The organism is Bradyrhizobium sp. GW821-FHT13H05 (assembly GCF_058804065.1).
Genome location: NZ_JBXAPO010000011.1, coordinates 107,732 through 131,069 on the forward strand (window position 1 = coordinate 107,732; position 23,338 = coordinate 131,069).

Annotated in this window: 23 protein-coding genes; 10 read left to right on the forward strand and 13 right to left on the reverse strand. The window is 64.6% G+C overall.

The features are described 5' to 3' along the window. Positions 1-120: 120 nt before the first annotated feature. The 9 genes from AC1RR3_RS27850 to pncA form a co-directional block, all read right to left on the reverse strand. The gene (locus tag AC1RR3_RS27850) at positions 121-981 is read right to left on the reverse strand and encodes an ABC transporter permease (RefSeq protein ID WP_492826649.1); all 861 of its coding nucleotides are present in this window, start codon (positions 979-981) and stop codon (positions 121-123) included. Beyond that, the gene (locus AC1RR3_RS27855) at positions 978-1,907 is read right to left on the reverse strand and encodes an ABC transporter permease (protein WP_492826808.1); all 930 of its coding nucleotides are present in this window, start codon (positions 1,905-1,907) and stop codon (positions 978-980) included. The genes AC1RR3_RS27850 and AC1RR3_RS27855 overlap by 4 nt, the downstream gene beginning before the upstream one ends. Beyond that, positions 1,907-2,899, reverse strand: a complete 993-nt coding sequence (locus AC1RR3_RS27860; RefSeq protein WP_492826651.1) for an ABC transporter ATP-binding protein — start codon at positions 2,897-2,899, stop codon at positions 1,907-1,909. Before AC1RR3_RS27860 ends, AC1RR3_RS27855 begins: the two co-directional genes overlap by 1 nt. Then, positions 2,896-3,879, reverse strand: a complete 984-nt coding sequence (locus AC1RR3_RS27865) for an ABC transporter ATP-binding protein (protein WP_492826653.1) — start codon at positions 3,877-3,879, stop codon at positions 2,896-2,898. The genes AC1RR3_RS27860 and AC1RR3_RS27865 overlap by 4 nt, the downstream gene beginning before the upstream one ends. 3 nt (positions 3,880-3,882) lie before the next feature. Continuing rightward, complete coding sequence (locus AC1RR3_RS27870; protein ID WP_492826655.1) at positions 3,883-5,520, reverse strand: ABC transporter substrate-binding protein; 1,638 nt, start codon at positions 5,518-5,520, stop codon at positions 3,883-3,885. 30 nt (positions 5,521-5,550) lie between these two features. Then, complete coding sequence (locus AC1RR3_RS27875; protein ID WP_492826657.1) at positions 5,551-6,366, reverse strand: sugar phosphate isomerase/epimerase family protein; 816 nt, start codon at positions 6,364-6,366, stop codon at positions 5,551-5,553. A gap of 491 nt (positions 6,367-6,857) precedes the next feature. Beyond that, positions 6,858-8,891 (reverse strand): NAD(+) synthase, encoded by a 2,034-nt coding sequence (locus AC1RR3_RS27880; RefSeq protein WP_492826659.1) that lies wholly within the window; start codon positions 8,889-8,891, stop codon positions 6,858-6,860. 123 nt (positions 8,892-9,014) lie between these two features. Continuing rightward, positions 9,015-10,127 carry an alpha/beta fold hydrolase gene (locus AC1RR3_RS27885; RefSeq protein ID WP_492826661.1) on the reverse strand — a complete coding sequence of 371 codons (1,113 nt, stop codon included), beginning with the start codon at positions 10,125-10,127 and terminating at the stop codon, positions 9,015-9,017. 16 nt (positions 10,128-10,143) lie between these two features. Further along, positions 10,144-10,788, reverse strand: coding sequence for a bifunctional nicotinamidase/pyrazinamidase (pncA, locus tag AC1RR3_RS27890; RefSeq protein WP_492826663.1), 645 nt, complete (start codon positions 10,786-10,788; stop codon positions 10,144-10,146). Positions 10,789-11,056: 268 nt separating this feature from the next. On the opposite strand from pncA, the gene glk reads away from it, so the two are divergent. From glk to AC1RR3_RS27905, 3 genes are all read left to right on the forward strand, one after another. Further along, entirely contained in the window at positions 11,057-12,028 is a 972-nt protein-coding gene (gene glk, locus AC1RR3_RS27895) for a glucokinase (RefSeq protein WP_492826810.1), read from the forward strand. A gap of 149 nt (positions 12,029-12,177) precedes the next feature. Continuing rightward, positions 12,178-12,381 (forward strand): hypothetical protein, encoded by a 204-nt coding sequence (locus tag AC1RR3_RS27900; protein ID WP_492826665.1) that lies wholly within the window; start codon positions 12,178-12,180, stop codon positions 12,379-12,381. Between the two features lie 144 nt (positions 12,382-12,525). Then, the gene (locus AC1RR3_RS27905) at positions 12,526-12,681 is read left to right on the forward strand and encodes a hypothetical protein (protein ID WP_492826666.1); all 156 of its coding nucleotides are present in this window, start codon (positions 12,526-12,528) and stop codon (positions 12,679-12,681) included. Between the two features lie 79 nt (positions 12,682-12,760). On the opposite strand, the gene AC1RR3_RS27910 is transcribed toward AC1RR3_RS27905, so the two are convergent. Together AC1RR3_RS27910 and AC1RR3_RS27915 are read right to left on the reverse strand one after the other, a co-directional pair. Next, a complete protein-coding gene (locus AC1RR3_RS27910; protein ID WP_492826668.1) occupies positions 12,761-13,138 on the reverse strand; it encodes a response regulator in 378 nt (125 codons plus the stop codon). 110 nt (positions 13,139-13,248) lie between these two features. After that, positions 13,249-14,058, reverse strand: a complete 810-nt coding sequence (locus AC1RR3_RS27915; protein WP_492826670.1) for a Spy/CpxP family protein refolding chaperone — start codon at positions 14,056-14,058, stop codon at positions 13,249-13,251. 538 nt (positions 14,059-14,596) lie between these two features. On the opposite strand from AC1RR3_RS27915, the gene AC1RR3_RS27920 reads away from it, so the two are divergent. From AC1RR3_RS27920 to AC1RR3_RS27945, 6 genes are all read left to right on the forward strand, one after another. Continuing rightward, entirely contained in the window at positions 14,597-15,937 is a 1,341-nt protein-coding gene (locus tag AC1RR3_RS27920) for an ABC transporter substrate-binding protein (RefSeq protein WP_492826672.1), read from the forward strand. Positions 15,938-16,070: 133 nt separating this feature from the next. Further along, positions 16,071-17,009: a carbohydrate ABC transporter permease gene (locus AC1RR3_RS27925; RefSeq protein WP_492826674.1), complete on the forward strand. Its 939-nt coding sequence runs from the start codon at positions 16,071-16,073 to the stop codon at positions 17,007-17,009. Further along, positions 17,009-17,914 (forward strand): carbohydrate ABC transporter permease, encoded by a 906-nt coding sequence (locus AC1RR3_RS27930; protein WP_492826676.1) that lies wholly within the window; start codon positions 17,009-17,011, stop codon positions 17,912-17,914. Before AC1RR3_RS27925 ends, AC1RR3_RS27930 begins: the two co-directional genes overlap by 1 nt. A gap of 22 nt (positions 17,915-17,936) precedes the next feature. Then, on the forward strand, positions 17,937-19,037 hold the full coding sequence (locus tag AC1RR3_RS27935; protein WP_492826678.1) for an ABC transporter ATP-binding protein: 1,101 nt from the start codon (positions 17,937-17,939) through the stop codon (positions 19,035-19,037). 36 nt (positions 19,038-19,073) lie between these two features. Continuing rightward, positions 19,074-20,063, forward strand: a complete 990-nt coding sequence (locus AC1RR3_RS27940) for a hydroxyacid dehydrogenase (RefSeq protein WP_492826680.1) — start codon at positions 19,074-19,076, stop codon at positions 20,061-20,063. 166 nt (positions 20,064-20,229) lie between these two features. Beyond that, positions 20,230-20,709 carry a hypothetical protein gene (locus tag AC1RR3_RS27945; RefSeq protein ID WP_492826682.1) on the forward strand — a complete coding sequence of 160 codons (480 nt, stop codon included), beginning with the start codon at positions 20,230-20,232 and terminating at the stop codon, positions 20,707-20,709. 67 nt (positions 20,710-20,776) lie between these two features. On the opposite strand, the gene AC1RR3_RS27950 is transcribed toward AC1RR3_RS27945, so the two are convergent. After that, the gene (locus AC1RR3_RS27950; RefSeq protein WP_492826812.1) at positions 20,777-21,274 is read right to left on the reverse strand and encodes a DUF1993 domain-containing protein; all 498 of its coding nucleotides are present in this window, start codon (positions 21,272-21,274) and stop codon (positions 20,777-20,779) included. Positions 21,275-21,388: 114 nt separating this feature from the next. On the opposite strand from AC1RR3_RS27950, the gene AC1RR3_RS27955 reads away from it, so the two are divergent. After that, positions 21,389-22,183, forward strand: a complete 795-nt coding sequence (locus AC1RR3_RS27955) for a transporter substrate-binding domain-containing protein (RefSeq protein ID WP_492826684.1) — start codon at positions 21,389-21,391, stop codon at positions 22,181-22,183. Positions 22,184-22,211: 28 nt separating this feature from the next. On the opposite strand, the gene AC1RR3_RS27960 is transcribed toward AC1RR3_RS27955, so the two are convergent. After that, positions 22,212-23,195: an alpha/beta hydrolase family protein gene (locus AC1RR3_RS27960; RefSeq protein ID WP_492826686.1), complete on the reverse strand. Its 984-nt coding sequence runs from the start codon at positions 23,193-23,195 to the stop codon at positions 22,212-22,214. Between the last annotated feature and the right edge of the window lie 143 nt (positions 23,196-23,338).

A 23,338-nucleotide genomic window follows, 5' to 3' on the forward strand; every position in this document is an offset into this window, starting at 1 on the left:
CCCGGGCGCAGCGCAGCGTGAAACGGTGCGCTGCAGAACCGGGGCCCAGGAGTCGTGGAGGCATGGGTCCCGGCTCTGCGGAGTGGCACTGCGCGCCGCACCGCGTCCGGGACAAGAGACCTATTGTAGCGTCGGATCGAGCCGGTCGCGCAGCCAGTCGCCGATCACGGAGACGGCCAGCGTGGTCACGACGATGGTCGCCGCCGGCGCCAGCATGATCCAGGGGGCGCGGGTCAAATATTCGCGGCCATAGCCGACCATGTTGCCGAGGCTGGTCATCGGCGGCTGCACGCCGAGGCCGAGGAAGGACAGGCCTGATTCCATCAGGATGACTTCGGGAAACACCAGCGTGGTCGAGACGATCAGGGTCGAGGCGATGTTGGGCAGGATGTGGCGGAGGTAAATCCGCGACGGCGTCGCCCCCAACTGGCGCACTGCGGCGGCATAGCCTTGCGCGTTGGCGGAGATGGCAAGGCCCCGGGCGATGCGGGCGTAGCGCTCCCAGCCGAAAAATCCCATCAGACCAATCAGCAGCGGCAACGAATTGCCGAAGAAGGCGAGCACGGCGAGCGCCATGATCAGGAAGGGCATGCTGGCCTGGAAGTCGGACAGCATCAGCACGAATTGCTCGACCACCCCGCGAAAATGCGCGGCGAGGAAGCCGAGCGTGGTGCCGACGATCGCGGAAATGGCCGTGGCGCCGAAGGCGATCAGCAGCGAGATGCGGATCGAGACGAGCAGCCGCGACAGCACGTCGCGGCCGAGCTCGTCGGTGCCGAGCCAGTGCGCGACATTGCCGGGCGCGGACAGGCGGTTGCGCAGGTCGAGCTGGGTATAGCCATAGGGCGCGATCTTCTCGGCAAGAGCGGCGATCACCAGCATGGCGACGATCCAGGCGACGGCGAGAGCCACCGAGACCGGGATTGCGGGAAGGCTGATGCGACGGCGAAAAGTCGTGTCTTTCAATGTCGCGTCGGTCATGCATGCGCTCCCTTGGCGCGCAGCCGCGGATCGAGGAAGCCGTAGAGGAAATCGACGATCAGGTTGGACGTGACCATGGTCAGCGCCACCAGCAGCAGGATGCATTGCACGACGGCGAGGTCGCGATTGGCAACCGCAACGACAAGAAGCCGCCCTACCCCTGGCCATGAAAACACGCTCTCGACCACGACGGCCCCCGCGATCAGCGTGCCCACCATGAAGCCCAGGATCGTGACGGTCGGGATCGCCGCGTTTGGCAGCGCATGCGAGGTCACCACCTTGCGCCACGGCACGCCCTTGGCGGAGGCGGTGCGGATATAGTGCTGTCCCAGCACCTCCAGCATGGCGCTGCGGGTGAAGCGCGCCAGCACGGCGGCGCCGCCGAGGCTCAGCGTCGCAATCGGCAGGATGGCGTGGCGCCAGCTGTCCTGCCCGCCCGACGGCAGCCAGCCGAGCTGCACGGCGAAGACAAGGACCAGCAGAAGCGCGAGCACGAAGCTCGGCACGGTGAAACCGGCCACCGCCGTCATCATCACGGCACGGTCGATTCCCGAGCCGCGATGCAGTGCGGCGTAGATGCCGGCGGGAACGCCGAGCGCGACCTTGAAGAAAAAGGCGGGCAGCGTCAGCGCCAGCGTGGCTGGAATCCGCTCCAGCACGAGCTGGATCGCGGGCCTGCCGTCGCGCATCGAGCGGCCGAGCTCGCCCTTGGCGATGGCGTGGAAGTAATCGAGATACTGGAACCAGATGGGATCATCGAGGCCCCAGGCCTTGCGGAAGGCGGCGATGACCTCCGGCGGCGCCTCGGGTCCCAGGATCATCAGCGCGGGATCGCCTGACAGCCGCAGCACGACGAAGGCGAAGGTGACGACGAGCACGATCGTCAGTGCGGCGCGTCCGATCCGGATGGCGAAATAGCGCCCCATCATGCCGCGTCCCGCGTCGCGGCCTGCGGCCCTGTCGCGAGATGGCAAGCGACCTGCCGGTCGCCGCCGACGGTAGAGAGCGTCGGCACCTCGCTCGCGCAGCGCGCGATCGCGCGCGGGCAACGCGGATGAAAGGCGCAGCCCGTCGGACGTGCGGCCGGGTTCGGCGGATCGCCTGCCAGTACGATGCGGCCGGCGCTGCGGCGGCCCGGCGCGGGCGACGCCGAGACCAGTGCCTGCGTATACGGATGCTCCGGCCGCGCAAAGAGGTCGTCGGCACTGCCGATCTCGACGATGCGGCCGAGATACATCACGGCCACGACATTGCTGATCTGGCGGACGACGCGCAAATCGTGGCTGATAAAGAGCAGCGTGAGACCAAGCTGCGCCTGGAGGTCGCACAGCAGGTTCACCACCTGGGCCTGGATCGAGACGTCGAGCGCGCTGACCGGCTCGTCGCAGACCAGGAAATCGGGTTTTGTGGCGAGTGCGCGTGCCAGCACGATGCGCTGACGTTGTCCGCCCGAGAGCGCGCCCGGATAGCGCGCGCCATGCGCCGGCGTGAGCTCGACGGCACGCAACAGTTTGCGCACCCGCTCCTCGCGTTCGGCCGGCGTGCCGAGCCTGTGAATGTCGAGGGGCTCGTGGATCTGGGTCGCGACCGGCAATCGCCGGTCCAGTGCGCCAAGCGGATCCTGAAAGATCATCTGCATCCGCGCGCGCTGCGCACGCCATGCGGCCGTTCCGGGTGCGGCCATCGGCTTGCCGTCAAAGCGCACCTCGCCGCTGTCAGGCGGCTCGAGGCCGAGCACGATGCGGCCCGTGGTCGATTTGCCCGAACCGGACTCGCCGACGAGACCGAGCGTCTCGCCTTTGCGGATCGTCAGCGACACGCCATCGACCGCGTGGACGGCCGTGCTGCGACCGAACATCCCGGAGCGCATGCTGTAACTGCGCGAGATCGAGGACACCTCGACGAGCGGCGCGCTCATTCGGCGGCGATCCCGAGCAGTGCGCGGCGCGAGGCCTCGGCACGGATGCAGGCAACCGCACGGTCATTTGCGATCGGCGCCAGGCTCGGCGCGGCGAGGCCGCAGGGCTCGGCTGCCAGCGCGCAACGCGGCGCGAAGGCGCAGCCGCCAGGCATGTGCGCGGGATCAGGCACGGTGCCGGGAATAGCAGTCAAGCGCCGCCGCGGCCCGTCGAGCGGCGGCAGCGCGCCGATCAGGCCCTGCGCATAGGGATGGACGGGATCGGCAAAGATCTGGTTCGCCGGCGCCTCTTCGACGATGCGGCCGGCATACATGACGGCCACGCGATCGCAGTTTTCGGCGACGACGCCGAGATCGTGGCTGATCAGGACCATCGCCATGCCCATCTCGCGGCGGATGGAGGAGAGCAGCTCCAAAATTTGAGCCTGGATGGTGGCGTCGAGCGCCGTGGTCGGCTCGTCCGCGATCAGGAGATCGGGATTTCCGGCGAGCGCCATTGCGATCATGATGCGCTGGACCTGGCCGCCGGAGAATTCGTGCGGATAGGCAGACAGCCGCCGCGCCGCGTCGGGAATGCCGACGATATCCAGCAACCGCCGCGCTTCGGCTTTCACCGCCTCGCCCTGGAGATCGCGATGCAGCGCCAGCGCCTCGCAGAGCTGCTTGCGGATGGTCAGCACCGGATTGAGTGCACTCGCCGGATCCTGGAAGATCATGGCGACCCGCCCGCCCCTGACCTGGTCGAGCTCGGCGGCGGGCGCGCCCAGGATGTCACGTCCGTCGAGCCGTACCGAGCCCGAGACCTTCGCATGCCGCGGAAGCAGGCCGAGGGCGGCGAGCCAGGTCACTGATTTGCCGGAGCCGGACTCGCCGACGAGGCCGAGGGCCTCGCCCTTGCTCAGAGCGAGATCGACGCCACGCAGGACCGGCACGCCGCCAAAGGCGACGCTGAGGCCTGCGATGCTGACCAGCGGCACCACGGATCAAGCCTCGAAATTGCCGGCGCGGAAATCCATCGCGAACGCGGGCGATGCCTTCCACTTGATCGACTTCGGCTTGGCCGTGAAGGTCGCATTCTGGTGCAGCACCGTGTAGGCGGGATCCTCGCGCTCGGCGATCTCCAGCATCCGATGGAACGCCTTCTTGCGCGCCGCGCGGTCGGTCGAGGTCTCCAGGAACTCCGAGAGCTTGTTGAGCTCGACGTTGGTCCACTCGCCGATCTGCTGCTGCTGACCGTTCGGGCCGTGCTGGGCCACCAGCGACGACACCGGATCGTTGAACGCGGCGGAGTTCGACCAGTCGCGTACGGCGCGGGTGGGCGCGCGCTCCATGATCTGTGACCAGTTCTCCTTGGTCTCGATCTGGACGTTGAGGCCGACCGACTTCCACATCTCGACCAGCACTTGCGCAGTCGCGACCTGGTTGGTGTAGTAGTTGTTGAGCAGGCGATAGGGAATCGGATCGCCCTTGTAATTGGCCTGCTTCAGCAGATCCTGCGCGAGCTTCGGGTCAAAGGCCGGCACGCTCCAGTCGGCGTTGAACATGTCGCCGTAGAACTCCCACTGCAGGCCCTTCGGCACGCGGGTGCGGCCGGCCCACAGGCTGTCGACGATGGCCTGACGGTCGATCGCGTGGGTGAAGGCACGGCGCACCAGCGGATTGGCGAGCTGGGCGTGGTTCTTGTCGAACACGGTCAGGCGGTGATTGAGGATGGTGCCGCCCTGCACTTCGAACGCAGTGTTCTTCTCGATGCCCGCGATCTGGTCCGGAGGAATGTCGCAGGCGAACTGGTACTCGCCCGAAAGCAGCCCGTTGATGCGGCTCGCGACCTCGGGCACTTCGAGGAAACGAATACGCTTGAGCGGCGGACGGCCGCCCCAATATTCGTCATGGGCTTCCAGCGTCAGTGACACGTCGGGCTTGAGCTCGACGACCTTGTACGGGCCGGTCGTAACAGGCTTGCGTGCCCAGTCGAGATAGCTTGCGGATTCGTCCCAGGCGCGGCGGTTGGCGATGTCGGAGCCGTAGCGCGACAGGCGGCCCTCGATGGTGACGTCAGGCGTCGCGTTGTAGAAGCGCACCGTGTACTTGTCGACGGCATCGACGCGCACGAGGTCGGGCCAGATGCGGCGCGCGACCGCGGGCACGTCGGGCGGCAGCTCCTTGCCGGGCTTCGGCATCGGGATCTTCTCGAAGGCCTGGATGGTGGAGCGGCTCTTGGCCTCGGTCTCGCCGAACATGCGCTCGCGGCTGAAGGTGAAGACGACGTCTTCAGACGTCAGCTCGTCGCCGTTGTGGAACTTGACGCCCTGGCGCAGCTTCACCTCGACGGTCTGGTCGTCGATGCGGCGCCACTCGGTGGCAAGGCCCGGCACGGCCTCCAAGTTGCCGCGCCAGTTCTTGGAGATCAGGCCTTCCCAGATCGAGGAGAAGAACACGCGCTCGCCGACATTGGACTGCTCGCGCAGCACGTCGAGCACGTTCGAATTCGTCACCTTCTGCACCGCGATGGTGACCGAGGGACGGTTGTCGGCCTGCCCGATCGCAAAGCGCGGCAGCAGCAGCGTGCCGGCGACAACGCCGCCGGACTTCAGGATGGTACGGCGCGTGAGCTTGCTCATGAGGATGACCCCTGCCCTGTGTGGTGTCGGTTATTCAGCGAGACCGAGCGCGGCGAGATGCGCAGCGCCCTTGCGGACGTCGTCGTGGTTGCGCAGCTCGAGGATCAGCCGCGGATTGGAGGTCAGCCGGCCCAGTGCCCGGAACACGGCGACCCACGGAATGTTGCCTTCGCCCGGCGCCCAGTGCCGGTCGGCAAAGCCGTCGGTATCCTGGAGGTGCACATGCGTCAGCATGTCGCCGGCGGTCTCGACGTAAAAATCGACCGGCGGCGCGCCGGTGGAGATGTGGGCGTAGTTGGCGTGACCGGTGTCGAGGGAGACGCGGACCTTGTTGCTTTCGAGCGCCTTGGCGAGACGCACGCGGTCGCGCGGGTCCTTGTCCTCGATATTCTCGATGACGATCTCGCAGCCGATCGTCTCGGCGCGCGCGATCACCTCGGCCAGCGTCGCCTTGACGCGCTCGACGATATTGGCGCGATTATCAGGATAGAGGTCGAGATTGTTGTGGTCCCAGGTGGTGAACGGCGAATGCATCACCATCTGCGTCGCGCCGAGGAATTCCGCGGCCTCGAGGCCCTGGAGCAGGCGCTTGGTCACCGCCTGGCGGATCATGGGATCGTGGCTGTCGATCTTGAAGCCCCAGAACGGGCCATGAATGCCGACCCGGCCGGTATGGCCCGAGAGCATCTGCTTGATCTCGCCGGCGGCACTGCGCCAGTCGCCGTCGAGCAGATCGGCACGGAAGAAGTCCTGGATTTCGAGATCGCGTTGCCGTTCGAGAAGCCAGTCGCGGTGGGCGGGGATCGATTTGATGGATAGTGCGGCGCCCAACACCGGCTTCGACATGGCTTGCTCCTTTGACCGTCGACGATGACGGGAGCAGCGCTAGACCAGTTCAATGACAGGCCGGTGAAATGAAGGTTCCGGGGCGCGGACGAGATGTGGACATCGTGCCCGTCGGCTCGCGTGCATCGAATTCAGGCAGACGCGATCGCAGCGCAAGCAGACGAATGCATCGGCGTGCAGAAGCAAGCGCGGATGAGTCCGTAGTGATCCGGAATGGAATCCTAATCATACTTCGCGTACATCGCGGGACATCGATCGGCGGCCTTCCAAGGGCATCACCCTCTGATCGCGCACTATGGGGTTGGGGGACCACATGGGGCGGGGGGATCAAAGGCTGGGGCAAGGTGACGAGGTCCGGACTCCTAGGCACTCCGGACCTCGAAACTTTCTAGATTGAACGCAATTTCGCGCCGCCGGCTTTCTGAGCCGCGCGGCGCGAAGTCGTTTTGGGCCGCCCTACCCGATCAGTGTTTGCCCGATCAATCTTCAGATCACTTCGGCACGTTCCGTTCGAGATCCTCGAGCCATGCCGCCGCACTCGAATCCGACGGCGCGCGCCAGTCGCCGCGCGGCGACAATGAGCCGCCGGCCGAGACCTTCGGGCCGTTCGGCATCGCCGAGCGCTTGAACTGGCTGAAGGCGAAGAAGCGGCGCAGGAAAACCTCCAGCCAGCGCCGGATCTCAGGCAGATCGTAAGCCTTGCGCTTGTCGTTCGGGAATGCCGGCGGCCATTCGCCCTTGGCGACGTCCTTCCACGCCTGCAGCGCCATGAAGGCGATCTTGGACGGCCGCATGCCGAAGCGGAGCGTGTAGAACAGGTTGAAATCCTGCAGCTCGTAGGGGCCGACGGAAGCTTCCGTACTCTGCGGCTTCTCGCCGGGCTTGACCGGAACCAGCTCGGGCGAAATTTCGGCCGACAGGATCAAGCCAAGCGTGCGGTTGACATCGTCGCTGAACTGTTTTGAGGCGATCACCCAGCGGATCAGATGCTGGATCAGTGTCTTCGGCACCCCGGCATTGACGTTGTAATGCGCCATCTGGTCGCCGACGCCATAGGTGCACCAGCCGAGCGCCAGCTCGGAGAGATCGCCGGTTCCGATGACGATACCGCCGTTGTGGTTGGCAAGCCGGAACAAATAGTCGGTACGCAGACCCGCCTGCACGTTCTCGAAGGTGATGTCGTAGACCTTCTCGCCCTTGCCGAAGGGATGGCCGATGTCCTTCAGCATCTGCGTTGCCGTGGTGCGGATGTCGAGTTCCTGACCGGTGGTCTGCAACGCCTTCATCAGCGCCAGCGCATTGGTCTTGCTCTCGCTGCCGGTGGCAAATCCCGGCATCGTATAAGTGAGGATGTTTTCGCGCGGCAGACCGAGCAGGTCGACGGCCTTGGCCGCCACGATCAGGGCGTGAGTGGAGTCCAAGCCACCCGAGACGCCGATCACGACACGCTTGGTGCCGGTGGCGCGCATGCGCTGCACGAGGCCGGCAACCTGGATGTTGTAGGCCTCGTAGCAATCCTGCTCGAGCAGGCTCTCGTCGCTCGGCACGAACGGAAAGCGCTCGATCTTGCGCAGGAACCCGATATCGGAGGCCGGCGGCTTCAGGGCAAAGGTGATCCTTCGGTAGAAGCCCTCGCGCTGACGGCGGTTGTCGTCGAACGTCCCCATCAGGGCGCGCTCCTGCCTGAGCAGGTCGAGATCGACGTCGGCCGTCGTGATCTGGCCGCCCTGGCGGAACCGCTCGCCCTCGGCCAGCAGCACCCCGTTCTCATAGATCGAGGTCTGGCCGTCCCAGGCCAGGTCCGTGGTCGATTCCCCCGCCCCGGCCGCCGAATAGACGTAGGCCGCAAGACAGCGCGCCGAGGTCGACTGGCACAGCAGCGCGCGTGAGCGTGCCCGGCCAATCGTGATCGGGCTGCCCGAGAGATTGATCAGCACGCTGGCGCCGGCGAGCGCAAGCTCCGAGGCGGGCGTCACCGGGATCCACATGTCCTCGCAGATCTCGACGCCGATGGTCAGTCCCGGAACGTCCTCGGCTGCGAACAGCAGATCGACGCCGAACGGGGTGTGCAATCCGCCGAAGGCGATGGTCTCGCCGGCGATGCCGGCGCCGGAGGCGAAATGCCGTCCCTCGTAGAATTCGCGGTAGGTCGGCAGGTAGCTCTTCGGCACCACACCAAGAACGTTGCCGCGATGAATGACAACAGCGCAATTGTAGATGCGATGACCGAAGCGCAGCGGCGCGCCCACGATCAGGACAGTCATCAGCGCCGAGGAGGCCTCGACGATGGCCGCGAGCCCGCGCTCGACCGCATCGAGCAGCGGATCCTGCTTGACCAGATCTTCGATCGCGTAACCGGACAGGCACAGCTCGGGAAACACGGCAACCGCCACCGACTGCTCGTGGCAGGCATTGGCCGCCGTCAGCACGGCCCTCGCATTGGCCGTGGGGTCCGCCACATGGGAGGTGGTCACGCAGGCAGCCACGCGCGCAAATCCATGGGCGTAGATCGAGTGGAACGTCATCGAGCGCAGTACCCTTAATCTCTTCCCGGCCGGCCGCAGCCGTCAGCTCCTGACCATATGTAACCCATCGATCCCGCCCCGTGCAGGCCATCCGCTGTCATGCATAACGGATTTACGCATCGCTCAGGCGCTACGGGCGAGGACGCCGGAGAGGTCGCCCCGTAGCCAGTCGGCGATGCGGGGCCAGGCCTGCGCGTGGGTCCGCGCGCCCATGAACAGGCCGAGATGATTGCTCGGCTCGGAGGCCGCGGCAATGAAGGCTGGCGGCGTGCCGACCAGTCCGGCGGTGGCGAGCGCCTGCGTCGCCGGCACCACCTCGTCGTCGAGCCCGGCCAGCAGGAAGATCGGCGCCTTGACGTCCTTCAGGTCAATCCGGCGGCCGAGCGCGACGAAATTGCCGCCGGCAATCCGGTTCTCGCGGAAAATCCAGTTGACGATCTCCAGGTAATAAGTGCCGGGCAGATCGAGGGGCTCCACGTTCCATTGGCCGAAGCGCGCGAGCAGCGCCGCGCCCTCCCCATCCGAGAGCTCCCTCTGCAACGCCGCAGCGATATCCTCGCGGCTCGGCGGTTTCGACCAGACGCGCAGCATCTCCTTGCCGCTGACATTGCCGCCGCCGCGCGCGACGAGCTGGTCGTAGACCATGCCGGGCGCGTTGCGGGCGAGCCGCGACATCGCCGAGTCGATCGACAGATCAACCGGCGCGCCTACCAGCACCAACCGCCGCACCTTGGCCGGAAAGCGCGCCGCGTAAAGCAGCGACAGCCAGCCGCCCTGGCACAGGCCGACGAGATCGACCGGCGCGCCGATCTCGTCGATGGCGACGTTGAGATCGGACAGATAGCTGTCGATCGAAAGATAGCGCATGTCAGGCGTGGCTGAGCGCCAATCGGTGAGATAGACCCGGTCCACGCCGCCATTTTGCAGCGACTGAACCACGCTGTGCCCGGGCGCGAAGTCGGCGATCAAGGCCCGATGCAACGCGTAAGGAGCACAGACCAGCACCGGCTGGCCGGACCGCGCCCGCGAGCAATCGCGCAGGCGCATGGTCGCAAGCTCCAGCACAACCGTACTCGGCGTCGTCCACGGCAGGCTGCTGCCGGCCGGCTCAGGCGAACCGCGCTCCGTCCACCAGAAACAGGCATCCATGGCGAGCCGCGCCGCCGCAAACGGCCACAGCAGCGGATCGTCAGCGTGATCCGCTCCGCCTTTCTGTCTGCCTGTCTGCTCCGCCACGCCTACCTCGCGCTTCTCACCAGAATGCCTCGAAGCTGATCACGGAAATGCCGAGCTCGCCAAAACTCCGATGGGCCGCGGCCACGGACCCCTCCAGGTCGATGCCGCGGCAGGCGTCCTCGATCACCACGACCTCGAACCCCGCCTTGCGGGCATCCTCGGCCGAGAATCGGACGCAGAAGTCGAGTGCGAGCCCCGCAACGAAGACGGTCTTCAGCTCGCGCTCGCGCAGATAGCCGAGCAGGCCGGTCGGCGTCCTGTGATCGTTCTCGAACAGCGCCGAATAGGAATCGATGCCGCGACGAAAACCCTTGCGCACCACCAGGCTCGCCCGGGTGGCGTCCAGCTCCCGGTGGAATTCAGCGCCCGCCGTGCCCTGCACGCAATGCGTTGGCCAAAGCACCTGGGTGCCGTAGTCCAGCTCGATGGTCTGGAACGGCTGCTTGCCCGTGTGGTTCGGCGCGAAGGAGACGTGGTCGGCCGGATGCCAGTCCTGGGTCAGCACCACATTGGCGAATTTTTGGGCGATGCGGTTGATCGCTGGCACGACTTTCTCACCGCCGGGAACGGCAAGCGCCCCGCCAGTGCAGAAGTCGTTCTGCACGTCGATCACCAGCAGCACGTCGCGGTCGGAAATCTTCATCGCCAGTCCCTGTTTCATCCACCCGGCGCCATCAGCGCCGAAACGCTTCCCCCAATGTCGATCTTCCGGCGCTGCTTCGCAACCACCGACCGCGTGCGGCGATACCCGCCGATGGTCAAAGAGGCGTCAGGATGCAACGGTTTGGCTTCGTCCGTGTTGACTAGGCGCGACCAAGCGCGGATTCTCAAAGCCGTCCGCAAAATGCGGATCGGATCAGGAGTGGAGGCAAAGGTTCCCGTCGGCCGGCATGGCCACGGCAGCCGCAGGGGCCATGAATATCGGCAAGATGAGTATCGGCAAGACAGGACAGATTCTTCTCGCCGATATCGGCGGCACCAACGCGCGCTTCGCGGTGAGCGAGAGCGACCAGAGCGGACCGATCGACTACGTGAAGGTTGCGGACTTCCCGACCGTCCGGGAAGCCATTGCCGACGTGCTGGCGCGCCGCTCCGGCGGCAAGCCGCCGCAGCGAGCCGTGCTGGCTGTGGCAGGTCCCGTGACCAACAATCGCTGCGTCATGACCAACAGCCCCTGGGTCATCGACGGCTACGAGCTCCAGCCGGCGCTCGGCTTCGACAGCGTCCACGTGCTCAACGATTTCGAGGTGGTGGCCTGGTCCCTGCCCGCCCTGGAGCCCGCCGATCTCATTCCGCTCGGCGGACAAGACGGCCTTCCAGGCGAACCGCTGCTGGTGGTCGGACCCGGAACCGGTTTTGGCGTCTCCTGCCTGGTCGAGCGCCACGGTGCGCGGCTCGCCGTCGTCACCGAGGCGGGTCACGCCACCCTGCCGGCCGAGAACGAGCGCGAGGAACGCGTGATCGCATCCCTGCGCCGGCGCTTCGGCCATGTCTCCATCGAGCGCGGCGCGCTGTCGGGCTCAGGCCTGCAAAGCCTCTACGAGGCCCTGGCGGAGGTCGATGGCGCAGAGGTGCCGCACCGCGATGCGGCCGCCATCACCAAGGCGGCCCTGGACGGCAGCTGCCCACATAGCCGCGCCACGCTGGAGATGTTTTGCGCCATCCTCGGCTCTGTCGCGGGCAATCTCGCGGTGACCTTCGGCGCCCGCGGCGGGGTCTATATCGCCGGCGGCATCGCGCCGCGCTTTCCGGAGTTCCTTGCGGCGTCCGCCTTCCGCGCGCGCTTCGAAGCCAAGGGCCGCTTCCAGGACTACTTACGCAACATCCCGACCCGGCTGGTCACCAAGCCCGACGCGAGCTTCGTCGGCCTGAAGATGTTCGCCGACCACAATCCGGATTGAGCGCCCGAACTGATGCGGCACCGTCCGGTCCGTTAACTATGCACAGCTGATTGCACCGAAGACGCGGTTCCACGCAGGATCGTGCTTGCCCGTTTGTTTCACATGGGAAACAATCCGCCCAGTGTGTGGCGTAGTTGCGGGGGCGTGACATGCGTAAGCAGGATGTAGGTTTCGACTATCACCGCTATCACCGTCTGCTCTCCGAGGCGGACGACGAAGACAAGCGGCAGGCCCTGATCGAGCTCTTGATCGAGGAAAAGGCGCGCGACCGACTGGCCGCGCAGCGCGCCTCGGATCGCGCCGCGATGACGGCCCATACCATCGCCACGGTGCTGAAGAACGGCCGCAGCTGAGCCTTTCGATCTCATGACGGCGCGCGCCGGTGCGCAGCCGATTGCGATTCCGTTAACGATCCCTCGCAAGCTCGTGTCAAACTTTCTGCTCTAGGGTTCCCTCACCTGATGCAATTCAGGATCAACACAAAGGGGGGAATGAACATGAGCATGATTTCGCTCGCCGCAATGCCGGCCGTCGTCGAAACGCGTTTTGCCGATCCGTCGTTCAAGACCATTTTGCTGTTCTGCTGCGCAGGCCTGGTCGCCTCGTTTGGCCTGATGGTGCGCGGCATCGATCTCAGCGCCGGCCTGATCTGAGATTGCGATAAACCCTGTGTGAAATGGCCGCCCCTCGGGCGGCCATTTTCGTTGCCGATCTCAGCGCCTTCGCCGTGGCTCAGTGCGGCGCCTTCGTCGTGGCTTCCGGAAACATCGTGTCGATCATCGCCTTGAGCTGATCGATCGAAATCGGCTTGCGCAGGATCGGCCTGCGGCGGAGCAAGGACGGCAGCAGTTCCGGCCCGTAGCCGGTGGCGAACAGGAATGGCTTGCCGCGACGCTCGATCAGGTCGGCGACGGGATCGACGTAGAGGCCCATGAGATTGATGTCGAGGATGGCGAAATCGTATTGCGCCGTCATCGCAAAGGCGCTGGCGTCCCGGACATTGTCCGCTTCCGCGACGACATGGTGGCCAAGTTCTTCCACCATGTCAGCCATCATCATCCGGATCAACGCCTCGTCTTCGACCAGGAAAACGGAGAGTCCGTCCGCCATATCAACCCCGCAATCAGCTTGCGAAGCTAATCATACACGAAGCGTCAGGAGTATCACGAATTCGTGGCAGGCGCCGTTAATTCAGGCGCCCGCAATCCGATTCAACTTGATCAATCCAGTCCGCGCTCGTGGCTGAGGCGCACCATCTCCTGGATGAAGACCTGCTTCTGCTTGTCATCGAGGCTCGAATAGAGCGGTTCGGCGGCGTCGGCGACGTTGCGCTGGTCGGCGGCCCGGTCGATCAGGAACTGCGACTCGTTGCGCATCTGCTCGATGATGTCGTCGGGCGGATCCCGCTTGGCGCGCGCCATCCGCAGGTTGAGCCGCTCTGCGCCATTATGCCCCAGGTAGTGCATCGCGCTGGAGAAGCCGAACCAGTGCTTCTCCTGATCCGGCGTGAGGTTCAACTCGGTCTTGATCCGCTCGATATAGGAATCGCTGTTGGCGACGATCTGCTCGGCGGTCTGTTGCGGCGCGCCGGGCTGGGTGAGGACGGTGACGTCCTTATTGTCCTTGCCGTCCTGCGGTGCGTTCTTGGCTTCCTTGCTTGCCTTGGCGCCCTTGCCTGCCTTGGCGTTCTCCTTGGCGCTCTTGGCGTCCTTGTCCTTGCCGGCGCCCGGCTGCTTGGCGTCCTTGGCCGCATCCTTGCTGGCGTCCTTGTTGCCGTCCTTGGCGGCCGGCGCCTGATTGTTGCCGACGCCGAGCACGCCAGTGAAGACGCCGACCACGCCACCAATCGCGCCGCCGAGCACGCCACCGACCGGCCCCGCCGCCTTGTTCCCGGCGGCCGCCCCGTCCTGAACGCCTTTGACCAATCCTTGAGCGTTCGCGACCGCTGCGCCGAACAGCAATGCGAGCACGGACCCCAGCGCGAGCCACCGTCGCACGTAGAGCCGCGCAGGCGGCGCCGGGTTGATCATTCTGGTCTCCATCGTCGATCTGATTGGTCTGGCGGGGTGGAAGCCACCCGCCGGCTGCAACTCTATCGTTTCCGCCGCTTCGAGGTCCAGACGCAGGCAATCGCTGTCCACGTCCGAAAAGTCTTTCGCGCGAAGCGGTTATGCAGGCTTATTCGAAACTGCGGCGTAATTGCGCACGGATCGTTCCGGGCCGGTTCATGCAACGTGTGTGCGTCGCAAAAGGAGCGACCGCAGTTCACGATCGGCACGCGACAGCGGAGGTGCTGCCGCGCTTTCGGGCACAACGTTAGTTCTAGACGATCGCCATTCGGATTTCTCGACAGACGCGGTCAATCATGATCTGATCGCGCTACCAATTTGCCGCGCCTCGCGTGATTTGCGATCGAAGCAGACGGCATCAAAAAGAAAACGGCATCAAAAGAAACAGCATCAAAAGAAACGTCCTGGAAGAAACGCCAACAAGAAAATCAAAAACAAAACTCAGGAATGCACGAGGAAACACCAGAACAATAAAACACACCCAAGGCGAGGAAACGAGATGTCACGCAAGACACTGACGCGACGTCAATTTGTAGCTGCCACTGCAATGTCCTCCACGGCGCTGATCGCGGCGCCCTATGTCCGAGGCGCTTACGCCGCCGGCAAACTTTCGATCGGCTTCTGGGACCACTGGGTGCCGGGTGCCAACGATGCCTCCACCGCCATGGTCAAAGCATGGGGCGAGAAGGAGAAGGTCGAGGTCTCCATCGACTACATCACCAGCAACAACAACAAGATCCAGCTCACAGTCGCAGCCGAAGCCCAAGCGAAATCCGGCCACGATATCTTGCAGATGCCGACCTGGTGGCCGCACGCTTATTCGGAGAATCTCGAGCCGGTCAACGACGTCATGGAGCCGCTCATCAAGCAAAATGGCGAAGTGAACGGCACCGTCAAATATCTGGGACAGTCGGGCGGCAAATGGCTCGCCGTCCCGGCAACTCCGGGGAGTCAGATCAAGGGTCCCTGCTCCCGCATCGATCTGATGAAGAAGCATGCCGGCATCGACGTTCAGGAACTGTATCCGGCGGGCGCGCCGGCAAAGGCGGACAACTGGACCATGGAGACGTTCCTGAAGGCGGCCGAAGCCTGCCAGAAGGGCGGCAACGCGTTCGGGATCGGTCTCGGCGAAACCACCGACAGCGTCGACACCGCCGGTGCGATCTTCCAGTCCTTCGGCGCCGAACTCGTCAACGCCAAGGGCGACGTCACGGTGAAGACCGATGCCGTTCGCCAGGCCCTCGAATACTACAAGAGGCTGATCGCCTTCCTGCCGCCGGACGCGCCGTCCTGGGATGACGCCTCGAACAACAAATGGCTGATCTCGGGCCGTGGCGCGCTGATCCTGAACCCGCCGAGCGCCTGGGCGGTCGCCAAGCGCGACGCGCCGCAGATCGCCGAGCAGTGCTGGACGCATGGCATGCCGTCCGGTCCCAAGGGCCGCTTCGCGCCCTTCCTGCCGTACTTCTGGGGCCTCTGGAGCTTCAGCAAGAACAAGGAAGCCGCCAAGAGCCTCCTCACCTACCTGTCGCAGCCGTCATCGATCGAAAAATTCGTCGCGGCAAGCGGCGGTTACGATCTGCCCGCCTACGCCAATATGACGACGCTGAAGACCTGGGCGGAAGAAGGGCCGCCGAAGGGGACGCTCTACCACTATCCGAACCCCAACAACCATCAAACGCTGTCGATCGCAGCGTCTCCGGCGCCGCCCAAGATCGCACAGCAGATCTACTTCCAGGCGACGCTGACCAAGATGGCGCTGCGGTTCGCGCAAGGTGAGAAGATGGAGACGACGCTCGCCTGGGCCGAAGGCGAGTGCGAAGGCTTCATGCGAAGTTAGCCGGGGGTGTGCCATGGCGGTTCACGCGCGACGCGTGAGCCGCCGGGCGCTCCGATTTTCCTTTCGCGTACAGCCAGCAGCCGACCGATCGGGCCGGCTGCCCATTCGACATCCCTTATGAAAGCCTTACGTCATGGCCGACATCGTCGTTGAGCAGGGTCGTGCAGTCCGCACGGCGAGCACACGCAAACGCACCAGCCTCCGCAATGCCATGGGACGAAAATCGACGGTGGCGTTCTTTCTGACGCTGCCGCTGATCCTGTTGATTTCGCTGCTGGTGCTCTATCCCGCCGTCTACTCCGTCCATCTCGCGACGCTGAACAAATCGATGCAGAGATTCGTCGGCTTCGGGAACTTCACCTTCCTGTTCAACCGCGACACGTTCTGGATGGTGGTGAAGCAATCCTGCATTTTCGCGGTCACCGCCGTGTTCTTCAAGGCGCTGATGGGCTTCATCGTCGCGCATTTCGTCCACAACATTCCGGCCAAGGGCCAGCGCAAATGGCGCGGCATGCTGCTGGTGCCCTGGGTGATCCCGCCGGCGATGAGTACGCTGGCTTGGCTATGGTTGTTCGACCCCTCCTACAGCGCCTTCAACTACACGCTCTCCTTCTTCGGCATCGGCCCCATCAACTGGCTCGGCGATACCGCGTGGGCGCGCTTTTCCGTCATTCTCGTCAACGTCTGGTACGGTGCTCCGTTCTTCATGATCATGTATCTGGCGGCGCTCAAATCCGTGCCGGACCAGCTCTATGAAGCCGCGGCGATCGACGGCGCCAATTGGTGGCAGAAGATCTGGTTCATCACCCTGCCGATGATGCGCAACATCATCGCCATCACCACGTTGTTCTCGCTGATCGTCACCTTCGCCAATTTCGACATCGTCCGGATCCTGACGTCGGGCGGTCCACTGGATCGAACCCACATCTTCGCGACCTGGGCCTTCAAGGTCGGCATCGAGGGCAGCGACATTCCGCTCGGTGCCAGCGTCTCGCTGTTCATGGTGCCGATCCTCGCGGTCGCGGCAATCTTCATCCTTCGCGATGTCTCCAAACGCGGGAACGAAGCCTGATGAGCACGCTCGCAATCGACAAGGCCGGACCGCGCCGCAAGCTCGGGAGCATGAGCCGCGACCGCGCCTGGGCGCTGCGCTGGTCCTATTTCTTCCTCGTGCTGTTTGCGATCTTCTCGCTCACACCCCCGATCTACATGCTGATCACGTCACTGAAGAGCAGCGCGGAAATATCGGCGGCGACCAATCCCTGGTGGGTATTCCACCCCACCCTGTCGAATTATGTCGAGCTTTTGACCTCGAACCAGTTCCTGCGCTTCTTCTGGAATTCGGCGATGGTCTCGATCGTGGTCGTGATGATCACCATGCTGATCAGCATCCCCTCGGCCTTCGCGCTGGCACGAATGAAGTTCTGGGGCTCGACGACGCTCGCCACGGGGGTGTTTCTCACCTACCTGATCCCGGACAGTCTGTTGTTCATTCCACTGTTCAAGATGCTCGCTTTGGTCCAGGACATCACAGGCATCACGCTGCTCAACCGCTGGTACGTGCTGCTGTTCATCTACCCGACCCTGACGGTGCCGTTCTGCACCTGGATCATGATCGGCTATTTCGCCTCGATCCCGAAGGAGCTCGATGAAGCCGCCATCATCGACGGCGCCTCCTGGCTTCAGACCCTGACCCGGATCTTCATCCCCGTGGCGCTGCCCGGGCTGATCGCCGCGACCATCTTCGCCTTCACGGTGTCCTGGGCACAGTTCCTCTATCCGCTGGTGTTCACGACGTCGATCGATCAGCTCGTGCTGCCGGTCGGCATCACCACCACGCTGATCAAGGGCGACGTCTTCAACTGGGGTCAGATCATGACCGGCGCGCTGCTTGGCGCCGCGCCGCCGTTGGTCATCTACGCCTTCCTGATGGACTACTACATTGCCGGCCTGACCGCCGGCGCGACAAAGGGTTGATGTCGAAAGGTTGAGGTTTTTCATGGCTGACGTTGCATTGCGGAAGGTCGTCAAGCGTTACGATGATGTCGAAGCCGTTCGCGGCATCGACCTCGATATCGCCGACCATGAGTTCATCGTGCTGGTCGGCCCGTCCGGCTGCGGCAAGTCGACGACGCTGCGCATGATCGCAGGGCTCGAGGACATCAGCGACGGCGACATCATGATCGGCGGCGACGTCGTCAACGATGTCCCGCCGAAAGACCGTGACATCGCGATGGTGTTCCAGAACTACGCGCTCTACCCGCACATGACGGTCGCCGAGAACATGTCGTTCGGGCTGCGCCTGAAGCACTATCCCAAGGCCGAGATCAAGGCGCGAGTGACGGAAGCCGCCCGCCTCCTCGACATCACCGACCTGATCGACCGCAAGCCGAAGCAGCTCTCCGGCGGCCAGCGCCAGCGCGTCGCGATGGGCCGCGCCATCGTGCGCAATCCAAAGGTCTTCCTGTTCGACGAGCCGCTGTCCAATCTCGACGCCAAGCTGCGCGTGCAGATGCGGATCGAGATCAAGAAGGTGCACCAGAAGGTGCGCACCACCACGGTCTACGTCACCCATGACCAGGTCGAGGCGATGACATTGGCAGACCGCGTCGTGGTGATGAACAAGGGCCGCATCGAGCAGATCGGTACGCCGAATGAGCTCTACCACAAGCCGGCGACGCGCTTTGTCGCAGGCTTCATCGGCTCGCCCGCGATGAACTTCATCCCATGCCGGCTCGAGGACGTCGGCGGCGCACTTCAGATCCGCCTGACCGACCGTATTGCCTTCCCGCTGCCGCCGGCCCGCGCTGCGCGCTACAATGCGCTGTCGCGCACCGACAGGCTGCTGCTCGGCATCAGGCCCGAGCATCTCACCGAGTCGCACGCGCATCTCGCGCCGGGGGTCGAGACCTTCGACACCGTGCTCGACGTCACCGAGCCGATGGGAATGGAGACGCTGGTCTATTTCGGCCTCGAGGGCACGCCGGTCTGTGGCCGGGTCGATCCCAATGCCGGCGCTGCGGACGGGGCTCCCATGCGTTTGGCGATGGACCTCAACAATATGCACCTGCTAAACGAAGAGACCGGCGTCGTGCTGTGACGCCGTGATCCAAGAAACGCAAGCAGGCGGGGAGCGATGGCGACCAACAAGAAGAAGATTTTCGTTACACAAACTTTGTCGCAAGGGGCACGTGCCCTCCTCACCCAGCGGGACGATATCGAGCTCGTCGAGTTTCCGAACCTGATCTCGGCCAAGGAGTTCGAGGCCCTGCTGAAGAGCCATGCGCCGGTCCATGGCGTGGCGTTAGGTGCCACCGCGTTCGGCGAGACCGAGCTCGAGGCGTCGAAGGACATGAAGGTGGTGACGCGGATCGGCGTTGGCTACGACGCGGTTGACGTTCCCGCCCTCTCCCGCCGCAAGGTGCCGCTGATGGTCGCCGGCAGCGCGAACTCGCCCTCCGTCGCCGAGCAGGCCCTGTTCATGATGCTGACACTGGCAAAACGCGCCCAGGAGATGCATGCCTGCGTCAAGGACGGCAAATGGGCCAACCGGCTCGGCATGCTGCCGTTCGATCTCTACGGCAAGACCGTGCTGATCGTCGGCTTCGGCCGCATCGGCACCCGCACCGCCAAGCGCTGCCAGGCGATGGAGATGAAGGTGCAGGTCTACGATCCCTACAAGCCCGCGGCCGACATCAAGGCCGCTGGGTGCGAGCCCGTCGCCGATCTCGACGCCGCGCTGCCCCAGGCCGATTTCGTCACCATCCACTGCCCGAAGACGCCGGAGACGGTCGGCCTGTTCGACGCTGACAGGATCGGCCGGATGAAGCCGAAATCCTATCTCATCAACACCGCGCGCGGCGGCATCGTGAAGGAAGCAGCACTGTACGACGCGCTGACGTCCGGAAAGCTCGCCGGCGCCGGCATCGACGTGTTCGAGGTCGAGCCGCCGCCGGTCAGCAACGTGCTGTTCGCGCTGCCCAACGTCATCATGGCCCCGCATGTCGCCGGCGTCACGGTCGAGGCGGTCCAGCGCATGAGCGAGCAGACTGCACGCAACATCCTGAGTGTGCTGGACGGCGATCCCATCCGGCAGAACGTCATCAATCAGGACGTGCTGGGCTGAGGTAAATCCGAAGACGGCCAATCAGGTCGCCTTCGGATGGCCAGAATGCGTCCCATTTTGGTGCAGATCGGGCCCCAACTCAGCCTTAATCAAACCCGCGTAATAAGTCCGGCCGCGGCGGCAATGGGACAGACTTGCCGGCCGCGTCGAGCTGGAGGATGGACCCTTGTCAGAGATCGACCCGACCGACCACGCGCTGGCGACCATCGCCAGCATTTTGGAGCACCCCGAGCCCGTCCTCGTCGTCCGTGACACCGAAGCTGAGACCGAGACGGCCGTGGCCGATGAGCATCTGGCCGCCGACGAGCATGTGGCGGTCGACGAGCACGAGCATCCCGTGGTCGAGGAGCAGCCGCTGGTGCCTGACCACACCGACGCCGACGGCTACAGCAAGGTCGGCCCCGGGCCGATGGTCGCGATCCGCCTGAAATGGACGGTGCATCGCGGCGATGACGGCCAGTACTACGTCCACGAGACCATCGGCGAGCAGTCCGCCCCCGTGGTCAGCGGCCCGATGACCAGCGAAGCCGCCGTGCATTTCGTCGACGCGCACGAGGACGAGGCACACCGGCGTTTCGAGCTGCTGCGCAGCGAGATCGCCGGCCGCAGCTCGCTCGCCGATTTCGAGCGCAAGGGCGAAGCGTAGGAGCATCTCTGGCCGGATGTCGCCGTACACCTCTCCCCGTCGGGAGAGGTGCACATCGACCGTGCCCCTACTTCCTTCCCAAAAAGTCCTTCTTCACGAGCTCGACGCCGGCGTGCCGCAACAGATCGTAGGCCGTTGTGACGTGAAAGAAGAACTGCGGGACGCTGTTCGTGAGCAGCAGCGTCCGCCCGGTGAAGGGCAGCTCGGTCCCGTTCTTCAGCCTGAAGAAGACCTTCAGATCCGCCGCCGCATCGATCTCGGCGCGCGGCAGGCTTTCAATGAACTCGATTGACGTGGCGATGCGGGCCTGAAGACCGGCCATGTCGTGCTCCAGCGGCGGCAGCGCGACCGGTTCGCACTGCGCCAGCAAGGCCGGGGCGACGGTGGCGTGGCGGCAGGCCTCGCCGATCTGCTGCGCCAAATCGTACATGTTCGGCGACAGCCGCATGCCGAGCAGGACCGCCGGATTGAACTTGCGGGCCTCCGCATAGGCAACGCCCTTGTCGAGCAGGACGGACAGGTTGCGCAAGTAAGGCACGAACAGGCCTACGGAGGCCTCGTACATCGAGATCGTCACGTCGAGCTTCCCTTCAATTCTGCCTCGCCAGCGACGGGCATCTGGTCTAAATCCACGTCTGAGGAGCTGTACAATGACAGCTTGGGCCTGGGTGGAGAAGAGATGACCGTTCGATTGACCGTTCGAATCTTTGCGGCTTTGGCCGTGGCGTCGCTGATGAACCTTTCGGCCCACGCCCAGCAGGCATCGCCCTCGCGCCTCGACGAGATCATGAAGCGCGGCACCCTGCGCGTCGGCATGACCGGCGACTACAAGCCCTTCACCTATCTGGACAAGGCCACGCAGCAGTTCAGCGGCTTCGACGTCGACATGGCGGAAGCGCTCGGCAAGGCGCTCGGCGTCAAGGTCGAGTACGTAGCCACGGCCTGGCCGAAGCTGATGAAGGATTTCGAGGCCGACCAGTTCGACATCGCCATGGGCGGCGTCTCGGTCACGCTCGACCGGCAGAAGAAGGGCTACTTCACGACGCCGATCATGCGCGAAGGCAAGACGCCGATCACCCGCTGCGCCGACGTCGGCAAGTACCAGACGCTCCCGGATATCGACAAGAAGGGCACCCGCGTCATCGTCAATCCCGGCGGCACCAACGAACGCTTCGCGCGCGCCAACATCAAGGACGCCGACATCACCGTCTTCCCTGACAACACCGTGATCTTCGACGAGATCGCCAAGGGCAACGCCGATCTGATGATGACGGACGCCTCCGAAACCCGCTACCAGCAGAAGCAGCATTCGGGCGTGCTCTGCGCGGTGCACCCCGACAAGCCATTCGACTTCTCCGAGAAGGCCTATTGGCTCCAGCGCGACATGGCATTGAAGGCCTTCGTCGACCAGTGGCTGCACATCTCGATGGAGGACGGCAGCTACAGGAAGATCTACGCGGCCTGGTTCGATTAGCGGCTCGACCGGCGCGCGATCTTGTCCGTCACTCCAGATGCTTGCGGAAGAAGCTCACGGCCGCGTCGTTGAAGGTGTCGTGAAACGCTTTCCTGTCGAACCCGGGCGGATCCGTGCACAGGATCGGCGCGGCTTCGGCCAGTTTCGGAGGACATGGCGCAAGGAAGGAGAAGTGCGACGAGTTCGGCGCGATCCGGAAGTCGGGGCGCGCGGGCAGCATCTGCTCCAGCGCATCGACTGAAGCTGGCACGACGCCGTCACCGCCGAGGACCGAGCGCCACAACAGAAGCGGGATCGTCACATTGGCAAGGCGCTCCCGGGTGAAGAGGCCCGCATAGAGAGGCGGATCCGCCAGCACAGCGGCCCTGACGCGGGGGTCGTGCACGGCTGCCTCAGTCGGCACCAGGCCATCGCGAATGGCTCGGCATTTCGGCGTTGCGGCCCCTTCCTTCTCGCAGAGCGGAGCCAGTGCGGCAAAGTCCGGATTGCCGCCGATCACGACGAGACCGGTATAGGCGCCGCGCGAGAAGCCGAACAGGCCGACCCGCTTGGGGTCGAGGGCCGCGGCTTCCGTCCAGGCACCGAGCATGAAATCAGTCAGTCGCTTCATGTCGGCGGGACGCTCGACCAGCACGGAGAACTCATCGGTCCGGCTGGTGTCCCTCGCCGTGTCGCCCGGGTGGTTGATCGCCGCGACCACGAAGCCGGCATCGGCCAGCGCTGTCGCCGTATCGAAATGGCCGAGATACGAGCCGCCTCTGCCGTGCGAGATGACGATCAGCGGCAGCCGGTTGCCCGCGACCGGACAATCCTTGACGCCCAGCAAGACCAGACCACCACCCAGCGCGACCTCGGAGGGTGCCGCGGCGCAGGGAGTCCAGACCATGCCCTTCAGTGCAGGCCCGCCCGCGTCGGCCGGGACCTCGAGAAAGCGAAGCCCGGCCGCCTGCATCGCAGTCGCAACCAGACAACAGGCCGTTATGAGCATCACCAGATAAGATCGTCGCTGCATGATCAGCGTCTCCGTCAGCGTGCGTCATCGAACACATTCAATCAGTACGGATCGTACAGGCAACCCCCTCGCACCGCCGTACGGCCAACGTCGCCCAACTGTGGACCGACTTCGGCGGTATTGAACCCGAACCGGAGGGAGGA